This window comes from Streptomyces monashensis, assembly GCF_001866665.1.
Lineage (GTDB): Bacteria > Actinomycetota > Actinomycetes > Streptomycetales > Streptomycetaceae > Streptomyces > Streptomyces monashensis.
This window is the reverse complement of sequence record NZ_MLYO01000035.1, coordinates 31191-46999: the sequence shown is the minus strand read 5'-3', so window position 1 is coordinate 46999 and position 15809 is coordinate 31191. Positions and strand designations below refer to the sequence as shown.

The 15809-nt window shown below is 71.8% G+C and carries 11 protein-coding genes; 3 read left to right on the top strand and 8 right to left on the bottom strand.

Going from position 1 to position 15809, the window contains the following annotated elements; genetic code table 11:
• Window positions 1-49: 49 nt before the first annotated feature.
• Together pulA and BIV23_RS21385 are read left to right on the top strand one after the other, a co-directional pair.
• A complete protein-coding gene (gene pulA, locus BIV23_RS21390) occupies window positions 50-5422 on the top strand; it encodes a pullulanase-type alpha-1,6-glucosidase (RefSeq protein ID WP_071382526.1) in 5373 nt (1790 codons plus the stop codon).
• Window positions 5423-5464: 42 nt separating this feature from the next.
• On the top strand, window positions 5465-5827 hold the full coding sequence (locus tag BIV23_RS21385) for a 5-carboxymethyl-2-hydroxymuconate Delta-isomerase (RefSeq protein WP_071382525.1): 363 nt from the start codon (window positions 5465-5467) through the stop codon (window positions 5825-5827).
• Between the two features lie 9 nt (window positions 5828-5836).
• Here the strand turns inward: BIV23_RS21385 and BIV23_RS21380 are convergent, their stop codons facing one another.
• The 4 genes from BIV23_RS21380 to BIV23_RS21365 all read right to left on the bottom strand — a co-directional run bounded on the left by BIV23_RS21380 (window position 5837) and on the right by BIV23_RS21365 (window position 10488).
• On the bottom strand, window positions 5837-6553 hold the full coding sequence (locus BIV23_RS21380) for a TetR/AcrR family transcriptional regulator (RefSeq protein ID WP_079173278.1): 717 nt from the start codon (window positions 6551-6553) through the stop codon (window positions 5837-5839).
• Between the two features lie 36 nt (window positions 6554-6589).
• Window positions 6590-7612, bottom strand: coding sequence for a PDR/VanB family oxidoreductase (locus BIV23_RS21375; RefSeq protein ID WP_071382523.1), 1023 nt, complete (start codon window positions 7610-7612; stop codon window positions 6590-6592).
• On the bottom strand, window positions 7612-8490 hold the full coding sequence (locus tag BIV23_RS21370) for a metal-dependent hydrolase (protein WP_071382522.1): 879 nt from the start codon (window positions 8488-8490) through the stop codon (window positions 7612-7614). The genes BIV23_RS21375 and BIV23_RS21370 overlap by 1 nt, the downstream gene beginning before the upstream one ends.
• Window positions 8491-8568: 78 nt before the next feature.
• Window positions 8569-10488, bottom strand: coding sequence for a hypothetical protein (locus BIV23_RS21365; RefSeq protein WP_071382521.1), 1920 nt, complete (start codon window positions 10486-10488; stop codon window positions 8569-8571).
• Window positions 10489-10610: 122 nt separating this feature from the next.
• Between BIV23_RS21365 and BIV23_RS21360 the strand changes: the two genes are divergently transcribed.
• Window positions 10611-11021 (top strand): hypothetical protein, encoded by a 411-nt coding sequence (locus BIV23_RS21360; protein ID WP_177239992.1) that lies wholly within the window; start codon window positions 10611-10613, stop codon window positions 11019-11021.
• Window positions 11022-11112: 91 nt separating this feature from the next.
• Here BIV23_RS21360 and BIV23_RS21355 read toward each other — a convergent pair whose 3' ends face one another.
• The 4 genes from BIV23_RS21355 to BIV23_RS21340 all read right to left on the bottom strand — a co-directional run bounded on the left by BIV23_RS21355 (window position 11113) and on the right by BIV23_RS21340 (window position 15809).
• Window positions 11113-12657 carry a DUF1996 domain-containing protein gene (locus tag BIV23_RS21355; protein WP_071382520.1) on the bottom strand — a complete coding sequence of 515 codons (1545 nt, stop codon included), beginning with the start codon at window positions 12655-12657 and terminating at the stop codon, window positions 11113-11115.
• 160 nt (window positions 12658-12817) lie between these two features.
• Window positions 12818-13471 carry a LuxR C-terminal-related transcriptional regulator gene (locus BIV23_RS21350; RefSeq protein WP_071382519.1) on the bottom strand — a complete coding sequence of 218 codons (654 nt, stop codon included), beginning with the start codon at window positions 13469-13471 and terminating at the stop codon, window positions 12818-12820.
• The gene (locus tag BIV23_RS21345) at window positions 13456-14730 is read right to left on the bottom strand and encodes a sensor histidine kinase (protein WP_071382518.1); all 1275 of its coding nucleotides are present in this window, start codon (window positions 14728-14730) and stop codon (window positions 13456-13458) included. Before BIV23_RS21345 ends, BIV23_RS21350 begins: the two co-directional genes overlap by 16 nt.
• Window positions 14731-14762: 32 nt before the next feature.
• Window positions 14763-15809, bottom strand: a complete 1047-nt coding sequence (locus tag BIV23_RS21340; protein ID WP_177239983.1) for an NAD-dependent epimerase/dehydratase family protein — start codon at window positions 15807-15809, stop codon at window positions 14763-14765.

Sequence of the window (15809 nt, the reverse complement as noted above, 5' to 3'; positions counted from 1 at the left end):
GGTCGCGCCGGGTCGGACCCAAGAGAGCCGCATTCGCTAGGAGTTACGCGTGATACCCAGAGCGAGACGGGCCGCGGCCGTCACCGCCGCAGCCCTCGCCGCCGCCCTGATCCAGCCACTGGCGGCCCACGCAGCCACCCCGCCCGCACCCCCGTCGGACGCGGCGCTCGCCGCCCAGCCCGCCCGGCACGACGACACCCGCGAGCAGTTCTATTTCGTCATGCCGGACCGCTTCGCCAACGGCGACAAGGCCAACGACCGGGGCGGCCTCACCGGCTCGCGCCTCGCCACCGGCTACGACCCCACCGACAAGGGCTTCTACCAGGGCGGCGACCTCAAGGGCCTGACCGGCAAGCTGGACTACATCAAGGGGCTCGGCACCACCGCCATCTGGATGGCGCCGATCTTCAAGAACAAGCCCGTGCAGGGCACGGGGGCCAACGCCTCCGCCGGATACCACGGTTACTGGATCACCGACTTCACCCAGGTCGACCCGCACTTCGGTACCAACCAGGACCTGAGGACCCTCATCGCCAAGGCCCACGCCAAGGGCATGAAGGTCTTCTTCGACGTCATCACCAACCACACCGCCGACGTCATCGACTACGAGGAGAAGTCCTCGGACTACCTCTCCAAGGGCGCCTTCCCGTACCTGACCAAGGACGGGAAGCCCTTCGACGACGCCGACTACGCCGCCGGGACCAGGAGGTTTCCGGCCGTCTCCAGCGCCTCGTTCCCGTACACCCCGCGGGTCACGAGCCAGAGCAAGGTTCCGGCCTGGCTCAACGACCCGACGATGTACCACAACCGGGGCGACTCGACCTTCGCCGGCGAGTCCGCGACCTACGGCGACTTCTCCGGCCTCGACGACCTGTGGACCGAGCGCCCCGAGGTCGTCCAGGGCATGGAGCAGATCTACGAGCGCTGGGTGAAGGACTTCGCCGTCGACGGCTTCCGGATCGACACGGTCAAGAACGTGAACATGGAGTTCTGGACCCAGTGGGCCACCGCGCTGGACACGTACGCGGCCGCGCACGGGCGGAAGAACTTCTTCATGTTCGGCGAGACGTACGACAGCGACACCTCGGTGACCTCCCCGTACGTCACCCAGGGCCGCCTCGACGCCACCCTCGACTTCCCCTTCCAGGACGCCGCCCGCGCCTACGCCTCCCAGGGCGGCAGCGCCCGGAAGCTGGGAAACGTCTTCGGCGACGACTGGAAGTACACGACCGACAAGGCCAACGCCTACGAGCAGGTCACCTTCCTCGGCAACCACGACATGGGCCGCATCGGCTACTTCCTGAAGCAGGACAACCCGAAGGCGACGGACGCCGAGATCCTGAAGAAGGACAGGCTCGCCAACGAGGTGATGTTCCTCAGCCGCGGCAACCCGGTCGTCTACTACGGCGACGAGCAGGGCTTCACCGGCTCCGGCGGCGACAAGGACGCCCGCCAGACCATGTTCGCCTCCCGCGTCGCCGACTACCTCGAAGACCCCGAGATCGGCACCACCCGCACCCACGCGAGCGACTCCTACGACACCGGCGCCCCGCTCTACCGCGACATCGCCGCCCTCTCCCGGCTCCGCAAGGCCAACCCGGCCCTGACCGACGGCGTCCAGACCGAGCGGTACGCGGCCGACGGCGCCGGGATCTACGCCTTCACCCGGACGGACGCCGGGACGGGCGCCGAGTACGTCGTCGCCCTCAACAACGCGGACACCGCGCGGACGGCCACCTTCGCGACGGGGTCGGCGGACATGGCGTACCGGGGGATCTACGGCGCCACCGACTCGGTGAAGACCGGCCGGGACCGTGAACTCACCGTCACCGTCCCGGCCGAGTCCGCCGTCGTCTACCGGGCCGCCGGTCACCTCGCCGAGCCCGCGGCCAAGCCGGCGATCACCCTGACCGCCCCGGCCGCCGGAGCCACCGGGACCGTGGACCTCGCGGCCGACGTCGACGGGGGACAGCTCGACCGGGTCGTCTTCGCCGCCCAGGTCGGCGACGCCCCGTGGCAGGTGCTCGGCTCCGCCGACCACGCCCCGTACAAGGTCACCCAGCCCCTCGGCAAGGCCGTACCCGCCGGAACCGCCCTGCGCTACAAGGCCGTCGTGGTCGACTCGGCGGGGCACACCGCGAGCGCCACGGCGAGCAGCGTCAGCGGCACCCCGCCCACGACGCCCGTCCCCACGGCCTCCTCGCGGGACTACGTGGTCGTCCACTACAAGCGCACCGACGGCGACTACGCCGACTGGGGCCTGTACGCCTGGGGCGACCTCGCCGACGGCGAGTCCACCACCTGGCCGGCCGGGCACCCCTTCACCGGCCGGGACGCCTGGGGCGCCTTCGCCTACGTCAAGGTCAGGCCGGGCGCCTCGAACGTCGGCTTCCTGGTCGTCGACAAGAACGGGAACAAGGACGTCTCCACCGACCGGAGCATCGACGTCACCAAGGCCGGTGAGGTCTGGGTCGAGCAGGGCAAGGCCGACGTCCTCACGCAGAAGCCCGCGTACCCGGCCCAGGACACCACCAGGGCCGTCCTCCACTACCACCGCGCCGACGGGAACTACGACGGCTGGGGCCTGCATGTCTGGACGGGTGCCGCGAACCCCACCGACTGGTCGAAACCGCTCCAGCCGGTCAAGACTGATGCCTATGGCGCGGTCTTCGAGGTGCCGCTCAGTGCGGGTGCCGGCAGCCTCAGCTACATCATCCACAAGGGCGACGAGAAGGACCTCGCCGCCGACCAGTCACTCGACCTCAAGGCGAACGGCTACGAGGTGTGGCTGTTGAACGGCCGGGAGAAGTACCTGCTCCCGCAGCCGGCGGGCAGCGCGGCCGCGCTCGACCTGACCACGTCCAAGGCGGTCTGGATCGACCGGGACACCGTCGTCTGGGACGGCGCCGACGGGGCCGCCTCCACTCAGCTCCTCTCCTCCCACGACGGCTCGATCACCGTCAAGGGCGGGGCGCTGACCAGCGACGACGAGCGCTGGATCCGGCTGGAGAAGACCACGCTCACCGACGCCCAGAAGGCGAGGTTCCCCTACCTGAAGGACGGCACCGCCTGGTCCGTCGACCCGCGTGACCGCGGCCGGGTGCGTACGGCGCTCACCGGCCAGCTGGTCGCCTCGCAGCGCGCCGCGAACGGCGCCGTGCTGGCCGCGACCGGCGTGCAGATCGCGGGCGTGCTCGACGACCTCTATCCGGGTGCCACCAGGGCCGCGCTCGGGCCGGTCTTCCACGACGGCAGGCCCACCCTCTCCGTCTGGGCGCCGACCGCCCAGAGCGTCGCACTGGAGCTGGACGGCTCGGTCAGGGCCATGCACGGCGACGACACGACCGGCGTCTGGTCCGTCACCGGGCCCGCGTCCTGGAAGGGGAAGCCCTACCGGTACGTCGTGAAGGTCTGGGCGCCCAGCGTCCGCAAGCTGGTCGTCAACAAGGTCACCGACCCCTACTCGGTCGCGCTCACCGCGAACTCCGAGCGCAGTCTCGTCGTCGACCTGAACGACAGGTCCCTCGCCCCGGGCGGCTGGGCGGGCCTGCGCAAGCCCAGGACCGTACCGATGAAGGACGCGCAGATCCAGGAGCTGCACGTCCGGGACTTCTCGGTCGCCGACACCACCGTCCCGGCGAAGGACCGGGGCACCTATCTGGCCTTCACCGACAAGAACAGCGACGGGTCCAGGCATCTGCGTGAGCTGGCGAAGGCCGGGACGTCGTACGTGCATCTGCTGCCCGCCTTCGACTTCACCTCCGTACCGGAGCGCACGTCCGGGCAGCAGAGCCCGCCGTGCGACCTCGCCTCCTACCCGGCCGACTCCGACCAGCAGCAGGCCTGCGTGGCGAAGACCGCCGCGAAGGACGCGTACAACTGGGGCTACGACCCGTACCACTTCACCGTCCCCGAGGGCTCGTACGCCACCGACCCGGACGGCACCGCCCGCACGGTCCAGTTCCGGCAGATGGTCCAGTCCCTCAACCAGGACGGCCTCAGGGTCGTCATGGACGTCGTCTACAACCACACCGCGGCGAGCGGCCAGGCGGACACCTCCGTGCTCGACAAGGTCGTGCCCGGCTACTACCAGCGGCTGCTGGCCGACGGCTCGGTGGCGAACAGCACCTGCTGCTCCAACACCGCGCCCGAGAACGCGATGATGGGCAAGCTGGTCGTGGACTCGATCGTCACCTGGGCCAAGGAGTACAAGGTCGACGGCTTCCGCTTCGACCTCATGGGCCACCACCCGAAGGCCAACATCCTCGCCGTCCGCAAGGCCCTCGACGCGCTGACCCTCGCCAAGGACGGCGTCGACGGCAAGAAGATCATCCTGTACGGCGAGGGCTGGAACTTCGGCGAGGTCGCGAACGACGCCCGGTTCGTGCAGGCCACGCAGGCGAACATGGCCGGCACCGGCATCGCCACCTTCTCCGACCGAGCCCGGGACGCCGTACGCGGCGGCAGCCCCTTCGACTCCGACCCGGGCGTCCAGGGCTTCGCCTCCGGCCTCTACACCGACCCCAACCCCTCGTCCGCCAACGGCACCTCGGCCGAGCAGAAGGCCCGGCTGCTGCACTACCAGGACCTGATCAAGGTCGGGCTCAGCGGCAACCTCGCGACGTACCGCTTCACGGACACCGGCGGCAGGGCGGTCACCGGAGCGGAGATCGACTACAACGGCTCGCCCGCCGGTTACGCGGACGCGCCCGGCGACGCCCTCGCCTACGTCGACGCGCACGACAACGAGTCGCTGTTCGACGCGCTGACCTACAAGCTGCCCGCGCGGACGAGCGCCGCCGACCGGGCCCGGATGCAGGTCCTGGCGATGGCCACGGCCGCCCTCTCGCAGGGCCCGTCCCTCTCCCAGGCGGGCACCGACCTGCTGCGCTCGAAGTCCCTGGACCGCAACTCCTTCGACAGCGGCGACTGGTTCAACGCCATCCACTGGAACTGCGCCGACGGCAACGGCTTCGGGCGCGGGCTGCCGATGGCGGCCGACAACGAGGCCAAGTGGCCGTACGCCAAGCCGCTGCTCGGCACGGTCCGGGTCGGCTGCCCGCAGATCACCGGCGCCTCGGCCGCCTACCAGGATCTGCTGAGGATCCGTACGACCGAGCCGGCGTTCTCCCTCGGTACGGCCGCCCAGGTGCAGGACGCGCTCTCCTTCCCGCTCTCCGGCGCGGACGAGACGCCCGGGGTGATCACCATGCGCCTCGGCGAGCTGGTCGTCGTCTTCAACGCCACCCCGCAGCGGCAGGAGCAGACCGTCGCGGCCCTGGCCGGCACGCCGTACCGGCTGCATCCGGTGCAGGCCGCCGGGGCGGACGCGGTGGTGAGGACCTCCTCCTACGCGGCGGGCACAGGCACGTTCTCCGTCCCCGCGCGGACGGTGGCGGTGTTCACCAGCGCGGGGAAGTAGGGTCGGCTCTCGTCCCGGAACAGACGTAGAACAGGAGTGCCCATGCCGCAGATCACCATCGACTACTCGGACCTCGTGGCCGACGCCTTCGACCGCGAGGGCTTCGCCCGGGAGCTGCACGAGGCGACCGTGGCGATCGCGGCGGCGAAGCCGGAGGCCTGCAAGACGCAGTTCCGGCCGAGCGCGTACACGGTGTTCGGGTACGAGGACCCCGGGGCGCACGGGCACGCGATCGTGCACGTGACGATCGGGCTCCTCGCCGGACGCAGCGACGAGACGAAGGCGAAGCTCACCCAGACGGCCCTGGAGCTGCTCCGTGGGCACGTGGCGGACACGGGTGTCGCCCTGCACGCCTCCGTCGAGGTCCGTGAACTGGACGCGTCCTACCGGAAGTTCGACCGGTAGCGCCGCCGCTCAGGGCGCGAGGGCGATGAGCCGGCCGACCAGCTCCGCGAAGGTGCCGTCGGCCGGCTCGTCCTTCACCATCTGCTTCAGCAGGGTCGCCATGTCCGCGTCGTAGGCCGCGCTGACCGCGACCAGCGCGGCGAAGTCGTGCACGAGCTGGAGTTCCAGCTCGGCGCGCGGGACGCGGCGGCCGTCCAGCCAGAGCAGCGCCGTCGACTCGGCGAGCGAGATCCAGGACCGGACGACCAGCTCCAGGCGCGGGGAGGCGTCCAGGACGCCGAGGTGCGCGAGGATCTGCTCGTAGGCGGCCTGGCGCACGGAGTCGATGAGCGCGTTGGTCGTGGAGACGTGGGCCTTCGTGCCGATCCCGTCGGCGGAGACGGCCGGGCCGCCGCGCATCAACGCCGCGAAGCCCGGTCCGTGTTCGTCCACGAAGTCGAAGTAGCGGCACATGACGCGCAGCAGCCGGGCGCCGAGCGGACCCTCGTGCGGTTCGGCGAAGCGGGCCGCGAGATCCTCCGAGGCACGCTTCAACGCGGCCTCGTACAGGCTGAGTTTGCCGGGGAAGTAGTGGTACACGAGCGGCCGTGAGATGCCCGCGGCCGTCGCTATCTCGTCGATGGAGACCTCGTCGGGCGAGCGTCGGCTGAACAGGTCGAGCGCGACGCCGATCAGCTGCTGCCGCCGCTCCTCGACGCCCATCCTGCGGCGAACCCCGGTACTCATGCGAACACCTTACCGATCGAATCCGGCCGCAGGTGTTCACATGTCGATCACCAACCGACCGCTTCGGGCCCGCGACACACAGATCAGCATCGAGTCGGCACGCTCCGTGTCCGTCAGCAGCTCGTCCCGGTGGTCGATCTCCCCCTCCAGCACCCGCTGTTGGCAGGTCCCGCAGAATCCCTGCTCGCAGGAGTACGCGGTGTCCGGCAGCTCCCGGCGGATCGCGGCCAGCGCGGTGGAGTCGGCCGGGACGGTCAACGTGCGCCCGCTGCGCCGGAGTTCGACCTCGAACTCCGTGTTCCCGTCGGACGACGTGCGCGGCGCGAACCGTTCGAGACGGACGTCCGCAAAGCGCTCCGCGACGGCCGCCATGAGCCCCTCGGGACCGCACGCGTAGACGACGGCCCCCTCGCCCACCTCCAGTGCGTCGAGATCGGGCACGCCCTCGACGACGGTCACCTGGTCCCGGCCCAGCTTCTCGACCTCCTCCAGGAACGGCATCGAGGCACGGTCGCGCCCCGCGTACAGCAGTCGCCACGGGGTGCCGTCGGGGAGCGAGCGCAGCATCGGCAGCAGCGGGGTGATCCCGATCCCGCCGGCCACGAAGACGTACGACTCCGCCTCGACCAGCGGGAACCGGTTCCGCGGCCCCCGCACCTCCAGCTCCATGCCCTCGGTCACCTGCTCGTGCACCTCGCGCGAGCCGCCGCGCCCGTTCTCGACCAGCCGGGTCGCGACGGTGTACGACGAGGTGTCCTCGGGGTCGCCGCACAGCGAGTACTGCCGGACCAGCCCCGACGGCAGCACGAGGTCCAGATGCGCGCCGGGCTCCCAGCGCGGCAGGTCCGGCCCCTCCAGGCGGAGCTGTACGACGCCGTCGGCCACCGTCTCGTGCGCGGTGACCAGCAGCCGCAGCGCCCGTGAGCGCGGCCGGCCCGAGGTGGGCTCCTCCAGGGCGGGCAGCGGCCACAGCGGCGAGACCCGGATCCGGCGGCGCAGGGCACCCCGGGTCACCAGCACCGCGCCCGCGAGGAGCGCGACGGTGCGCAGCTTCGGCATCACGCGGCCCTCTTTTCCGCCGCCGTGGCCGCCGGGGAGGACATCAGATAGGCGACGGCCTGCTCGGTGTCGCCCTCCTGCGAGGGGTGGTAGTCACGGCTCAGATAGCGGGGGATGGACCTGATCATGTCTCCGGTCGAGGGGAGCAGGCCCCGCCTGCCACGGACGTAGAACTCCTTGAAGGACGCCTTGCCGTCGACGAGGGTCGGGTCGTTCTCCATGAAGAACCGCGTCCCGCGCTGCCACAGGAACACCAGTGCCGTGAAGGCCGTGGCCCAGGTCCGCGCGCGCCGGCGGTAGCTCCCGTCGACGTGCAGGAAGAGCTCGAAGGCCACGGAACGGTGCTCCACCTCCTCCGCGCCGTGCCAGCGCAGCAGGTCCAGCATGGTCGGATCGGCGCCCCGCCGGTCCAGTTCACCGGCGTTGAGCACCCAGTTGCCGAGGAACGCGGTGTAGTGCTCGATGGCCGCGATGAGCGCGACCCGTTCCATCAGCCACCACCTGCGCGGCCTGCCCGGCGGCAGCGTACGGTCGCCGAGCAGCTTCTCGAAGAACCAGTCGACCTGTGCGGTGTACGGCGTCGGGTCGAGGCCCTGCTCGCGCAGGTGCGGCAGCACCTCGTCATGGGCCTGGGAGTGCATCGCCTCCTGGCCGATGAACCCGATCACGTCCTCGCGGAGCCGCTCGTCCCGGATGTACGGCAGCACCTGCTTGTACACGTGCACGAACCACCGCTCACCTGCGGGCAGCAGCAGGTGCAGCACGTTGATGGTGTGGGTGGTGAAGGGATCACCCGGCACCCAGTGCAACGGCGTGCCGTCCCAGGAGAAGGACACTTTGCGTGCCTTGAGCGGCACCCGGGCCTGCGTGTTAGACATGGCGTCAATGTACTGATGGGTAAGCTCGCTGAGAACCCCTGTGACGCATCTTGTTTACGCTGGTGTCAGCAACCGGGGTCAGTGCAGTCCGCTGATTGCCCGCCCGTCCGTCAGCGTGCCCTTCAGCGTGGCCTTCGCCCCCTGCCTGGCCCGGGTCATGAGCAGCGGACCCTGGCCGCTCGCGGTGATCCCGCCCACGGCGCTGATCGACGCGGTGTCCCGGTCGCCCGCCGCCAGCAGGAACCAGTGCCCGGCCGCGGACTTCCACAGCACCCCGGCCAGCACATGGGGATCGAGCGGCCCGCAGCCCCGTACGTCCGTGCCCCTGGCGACCACCGCGCCGACCGGCCCGCTCGGCGTACGGAACTGGGCCAGCGCCGCCGTGCCGTCGCCGCGCCAGGTCTCGGCCCGGGTGCACACCCAGTCCGCGGCCCCGGTGCCGTCGGGCAGCGGCTGCTCGGCGAACTGCCAGGCGTTCACGCTCCGGACACCCGCCGAGCGCTCGGCCGCGAGCGAGCAGGCGAACGGCGCCCAGGCGCGCAGCCCCGCGGTACCGGACGCCTCCTCGGGCACGCCCGGCCTGCCCGCGGTCAGATGGGCCGGGACCAACTCGCCGAGGTCGGTGGTCAGTTCGGTGCCCGAGGAGCCGGCCAGCTGGAGCACGGTCCACGAGGTGCAGCCGCCGGGCTGGAGCGCCGGGCTGGTCAGCGGTGCGGTGACGCCGCCGGTGAGGGCCAGCGGGGTCGCGGCCGCGGCCGGCTTCATCAGGTTCCGCGACGCCGCCTTCCGCACCCAGGGCGCGGTCAGGTACCGCACGTTGCCGTCGGCGCGGCCGAGCACCAGCGCGCCCGCCTCGGCGCCGGTCGCGCCGTCGACGCGCGCGAAGTCGAGGGCCGCGCCCTGGGTGCCGCTCACCGGCTCGGCGTAGCGGACGATGCGCAGGCCGTCGTAGAGGATCACCACCCGGGCGCTGTCGACCTGGCCCGCGTACAGCAGCTGGGGCGGGCCGGCCGGGCCGCCGGTCTGGGTGCCGGGGGTCGCCGAGACGCGGACCGTGCCGCCGGGGCGGGCCCAGACGGCGAGGGCGCGGCGCAGCAGGTCCTGGTCGCCGGTGAGCGGGCCGCGCGCGGGCCACACGGAGAAGTCGGCGCGTGCGGAGGTCTGCCAGGCGGTGGGGGAGACATGGGTCAGCCGGGCCGGGTCGAGGGCGGCCTGGGCGGCCGGGTTCTCGGCGTAGGCGGGTGCGGCGGCGCCGTCCGGGCCCCAGCCGTCGCCCGGCAGGGCGACCAGTGCCCCGCACACCGCGAGCGCGGCGGCCGCGGCGAGGGCGGCCTTGGTGTGCTGGCGGCGGCGCATCAGATCCGTGGGCCGGGCCTGGAGCGAGCACGCGTCGAACTCGGCGGAGGTGAGCAGCGCGGGCTGCAGGGGCACGCCGTTCGCCGCGGCCAGCGCGCCGCCCGGGTCCTCGGCACCGGCGGCGGAGAGCAGCTCGTGGATGTCGGTGTCGGAGAGCTGCTCCAGGCCGCGCAGCACATAGGCGGCGCGGGCCGGGCCGGTCAGCGCGGACAGCCGCTGGTCCAGGGCGAGTTCGTCGGCGCCGCCCGAGCGCGGGAACAGCCTCAGGCCCCAGACCTGGGGCAGAGGCGGCGGCAGCTGGGAGAGCCGGGGCAGGCCCTTGCGGGGAGCGGCCGCCTCCAGGGCCGTACGCAGGACGCGCTCGCGCAGGAACGCGTAGCCGGGGTCGCCCGGCCGGGCCGAGACCTGGGCCGGGATCGTGGCCGACCGCTGTTTGCGCCCCCGGGGCAGGGCGCGCTGGACGAGAGCATGTGCGGTCAGCACCCGGCGGCTGCGGCCGAGGCCCGGCGGCAGCACCAGATAGGCGATCCGGACCAGCCGCGGATAGTGCTCGACGAGCGCGGCCTCGGCCTGCTCGACGTCGACCGGGCCGGTTTCCCCGGCGGAGGCTGCGTGACGCTGGGCTACATCCTGTGACTGCACGCCGTGGAGAACGAGCGAGGCGGCGGTTGGTCACCGCCGGATGGGTGATTATCGCATTTGAGCGTACGGCGGCCGGGGTCCGTATCCGAAGGAGCCGAGGCATGCGAGGACCGGAGGAACTGATGAGGGTGACACGACTGCTGCTGGGTGCGAGCGCCGTACTGGCGCTGGCGGGCTGCGGCGCGGGCGCGGAGACCAGGGCGGTCCCGCCCACGGCGACCGGCAGCCTGGAGAGCCTGGCCGCCGAGGTGAGGTGCAAGCCGGACATGCAGACCGACGCCGACACGATCCGGCAGGCCATCTGCACGAACACCGACGGGAAGTTCATCCTCGCCACCTTCTCCACCGACCGCGGCCAGCGCGAGTGGATCAACACCGCCGAGGACTACGGCGGTTTCTACCTCGTCGGCCGCAAGTGGGTCGCCGTCGGTGACAACGGCACCGTCACGGCGCTGCGCGGCACGCTCGGCGGGGACGTGGAGATCGGCGCGAACCACTCCGCGCACTCCGCCCACTCCGGGCACGGCGGCTGAACGCGGCTGGGCACACGGGAAGGCCGGTGACGGGAGGGGGCTCCGTCACCGGCCTCGTCGTGTGGCCCGTGTCAGGGCTTCACGTGCGGCATCACGCGCAGTTCCGGCCGCTGTTGAGGCAGTTGGCGATCCTGTTGGCCAGACCGCCGGTCGTGACGCTGATGAAGTCGTCGTGGTCGGTGATCGCCTTGTGCAGCTCCTCCGGGAAGCCGTCGACCGCGTAGGCGTTCTTCACCGTGCCGTTCGCCTGGATGACGGGCTGCGGCACGTTGTAGACCAGGCGCATCGTCAGCTGCGGGATCGCCTTGAAGCCGTTCGGGCAGACCCCGCTCGCGGGATCGGCGAAGGCCACGTGCGTGCGGTGGTTGGCGCTGTCGATGTTCTGGCCGTCCCAGCAGCTCTGGAAGGCGAACGAGCGCACCACCTGGCTGCCCTGCGGACAGATCGGGTACTTGTCCGTCAGCTGCACCTTGTTCTCGAAGCCGGTGCAGCTCCAGTGCGCGTTGGCGTTGGCCGGGCCGTTGACGAAGGCCTTGGCGTCACCGGTGATGATCCGCAGGAACTGCGGCATCGCGACGACCTTGCTCGCCGGCGAGCCGACGTACTTGATCTGCGCCTGCTGGGCGACCAGGATCTTGCCGACGTTGAGGTCCTTGCCACCGCCGTCGGCGTTCGCGTCCTTCTCCTGCGTGCCGTCCTGCTCACGGATGACCGGCCAGTAGTACGCCGACAGGTCGTTGCGGTTCTGGCAGCTGGTGCCGCCCTGCAGGAAGGTCTGGTTGCTGGAGAACGCGTTGACCTTCTGGTTGCCCACGTAGTCGTGCACGTGGTGGGCGCCGTTGGTCACACCGGGGGCGACGATCACGTTGTCGCTGTTGTGGTTCTGGTTCGCGTTCACGCCGCAGCGCGTGATGAACGTGCCCGTCGAGGCGTTCTGCTGCTTGGCCGGCTTGCCCTGGACGTTGGGCGCCACCTTCGTGATGTCCACGAAGTCCGCCGCGGTCGGGCCGTCACCGCCCTGCCCGCCGTTGTTGCCCTGCTGCTGACCGCCCTGCTGCTGGCCACCCTGTTGCTGGCCGCCGTTGTTGCCCTGCTGCCCGCCGTTGTTCTGCTGACCACCGGCCTGGCCGTTGTTCTGGCCGCCGGCGGTGGTCTGGTTGGCGGACTGCGTCGTGCAGGCGGCGAGCTGGGACAGCGCGGTGTTGAACTGCCCGCCGACCCGCTGGACGTCGATGCGGATCCGGTCGATCGTCGCCGCGCGCTTGTCCTTGAGCGGACCGACGATCGCGTTCTGCACGAAGCTCGGGTCGTTCGTCTGCGCCTGCCGGGTGGAGGCGAGCCGGTTGTAGGCCTCGGTGATCTGCTTGTCGAGGTTGGCCAGCTCGGTCGCCACGCCCTGACGGGCCCGCGAGGGCACGTTCGTCAGTTTCTGGCCGACGTCCGGGCAGGAGATGGTCGCGACCTGCGCCGTCGCGGCCTTCGTCTGGTTGCCTCCCCAGGCCTGGTTGTTCGACTCGTGCGCGGAGGCATAGAAGTTCGCCCAGATCAGCCCGCCCCCACCGAGCGCTAGGGCCGCCGCCCCGGCAAGGGCCTTGGTGGCCAGCGGCGTACGGCGTTTTCGTATGTTGCGTCCCATGGAACTCCTCTGACTTCCTTGCGGGGCAGCATCGAGGCGCCCGACAGGAGTGAAGCGGCGCCCTTGTGTACGGACGCCGCCCCAGAGGTGTTCACCGGTTTCACAAATTCCTCGTAGCAACAGGGGAGTTGGCAGGTCACAGAGGTCGGCGCCGGTCGCGTCAGCGGTCCTGGTCGAGGTGGGCGAGCACCGCCAGCACGCGCCGGTTGTCGTCGTCCGACACCTCCAGCCCCAGTTTGGCGAAGATGTTGGACGTGTGTTTGGCGACGGCCCGCTCCGTCACCACGAGCTGGGCGGCGATGCCCGCGTTCGACCGGCCCTGCGCCATCAGCTCCAGCACCTCCCGCTCGCGCGGGGTGAGCCGGCGAAGCGGCCGGTCCTCGGCGGAGCGCCGGGCCAGCAGCTGCTGGATCACCTGCGGGTCCATCGCCGTACCGCCGGCCGCGACCCGCCGTACCGCGTCGATGAACTGCTCGGCGTCGAACACCCGGTCCTTCAGCAGATAGCCGATCCCGCCGGTGCCGTCCGCGAGCAGTTCGCGCGCGTACAGCTGCTCCACGTGCTGGGAGAGCACCAGTACCGGCAGCCCGGGCCGTGCCCTGCGGGCGGCGAGCGCGCACTGCAGGCCCTCGTCGGTGTGCGTGGGCGGCAGCCGGACGTCGACCACGGCGATGTCCGGCTCCGACTCGGCCAGCGCGCGGGTGAGTTCGGGGCCGGTCTCGACGGCGGCCGAGATCTCGAAGCCGAAGGCCGTCAGCATCCGGACGAGCCCGTCGCGCAGCAGGAAGAGGTCTTCGGCTAGGACAACACGCACGGAATCTCCATGGTCACCATGGTGGGGCCGCCGACGGGACTGTTGACGGCCAGGACGCCGTCGAATGTACCGAGCCTGCGCTCGACCCCGGCGAGCCCCGACCCGGCGCCGATCGCCGCCCCGCCCTGGCCGTTGTCGGTGACCGTGATCCGCAGCCGGCCGTCGGTGTGGTGCAGGTCCGCCCAGATCCGGTCGGCGCCGGAGTGCTTGACGGCGTTGGTGAGCACCTCGCTCACCGCGAAGTAGGCCGCCGACTCCACCGGGGCGTCCGCGCGGCCCGGCAGCTCCACCGCCACCTCGGTCGGCAGCGGCAGCCGCAGCGCCAATGCCCGCACGGCGTCGCCGAGTCCGCGCTCGGCGAGGACCGGCGGATGGATGCCGCGCACCAGGTCGCGCAGCTCCTCCAGGGCCTCGGCGGAGTTCCTGCGGGCCTGCGCGAGCAGTTCCTTGGCCTGCGCCGGGTCGTGCTCCACCAGCATCTCGATGGTGCCGAGGTCCATGCCCATGGCGACGAGCCGGGCCTGGGCGCCGTCGTGCAGGTCGCGCTCGATGCGGCGCAGCTCGGCGGCGGAGGTGTCCACGGCGTCCCGCCGCGTCTCGGTCAACACCCGTACCCGCTCGGTGAGTTCCGCGTCGCCGCCGAGCACCTTCCGGGCCAGCCGGAAGTGGGCCGCCAGCGCGCGCGGGGTGTACCGGTACGCGACGACGAGGAGCACGACGGCGAGCCCGGCCGCGCCGAACGCGCTCGCCAGGCCGGTGACCGGCACGAAGGCGTACCAGTAGGGCGTCCCGTCGGCCGGCACGTACGCCCGCCACAGCCCGGCAGGCAGCAGGAGCCCCTCGACCGGGTAGAGCACCAGCAGGGCGGGCAGCAGCGCGGTGACGAAGCCCGCCGTGAAGAGCACCGGCAGCCACAGCACGTCGCGCCGGACCTGCGGGTCGCCCAGCAGCCGGAAGGCACGGGTCCATGGCCGGGTCCCGGCCGGGAGGGGCCGGTAGGCCGCCGGGATCCGTATCCCGCACCACTGCTCCGCGAGCCTGCGGTGCACGCCCGCCAGGGCGCGCACCCCGGTCAGGACGACGGGAGTCGTGAACAGCCCGATGCCGAGCGGGACGAAGGCGACGGACAGGAGCGTCAGGACGAGGAACGCCACACCGAGGGGCAGCACGGCCACGGCCAGCGTCAGGCCCTGAACAGCGGCCGTCAGGACCCCGCGTGTCCGCTCCCGGAAAGTGCCGTGACCGATGTCGGTGTTCATGCCACCAGTGTTGCCGAGACCCCTGCCGGGAGTCAGTCGCCCGAAGCCCCCTCCTCGGGGGTGGTGCCAGGTACACCCCCGGCCGCGGCCAGCACCTTCGCCTCCGTCTCCGGATCGAGGCCCTGGAACGTCCGGTCCGGCCGGACCGGCGCCACGCCGCCGATCGACGTCAGCCACCGCCAGGTGTCGGCGACGGTCTCGGCGGCCGGCCGGCAGGTCAGCCCGGTGGCCAGCGCCCGGGAGACGTCCGTGCGGTGGACGGCCGCGTACAGTTCGCTCTCCGGCGCCACCCACACCGGCAGCTGGGTCCAGGGCTCGATCCCGGCGGCCAGGACCGTCTCCGGGTCCGTCCAGCGCAGCTCGGCGTCCGCGCCCGTGACCCGGACACACGTGTCGAGCAGCTCGCCCATGGTGGTGTGCCCCGGCGGCCCGATCAGGTCGTACGGCCCGCTCAGCCGGCGGCCGAGCGCGCCGAGGAGCCAGCCGGCCAGGTCGCGGGCGTCGATGAACTGCACCGGCAGCTCGCGCGGGCCGGGGGCCAGGACGGGGCCGCCGCGCGCGATCCGGTTCAGCCACCAGGGCAGCCGGCCGACGTTCTCGTACGGGCCGAGGATCAGCCCGGCCCGCACCAGCAGCGAGGCGTCCGCGCCGAAGGTCTCGGCGGCGGCCAGCTCCCCGCCCCGCTTGTCCCGGGCGTAGTCCGTCGGTCCCGCGTCGGCGGCGGCGCCCTCGACCACCGCCGCGCCGGGCCCGCCCGTGGTGGGCCAGGGCCAGGCGTACACCGACCGGCTGGAGACGTACGCGTACCGAGCGGCACGGTCCCGCAGCAGCCGTGCCGCGGCGAGCACGGCGCGCGGCTCGGCCGACCAGGTGTCGACGACCGCGTCCCAGCCGCCCGGTTCGGCGGCGAGGGCCGCGAGGCCGTCGGGAGCGGTGCGGTCGCCGTGCAACGACCGCACTCCGGACGGCGGTTCGTGCCGTCCCCGGTGGAAGACGGTCACCTCCCAGCCGCGCGCCACGGCGGCCTCGGCCACCGCCCGTCCCACGAACTCCGTACCGCCCAGCACCAGAAGTCTCAT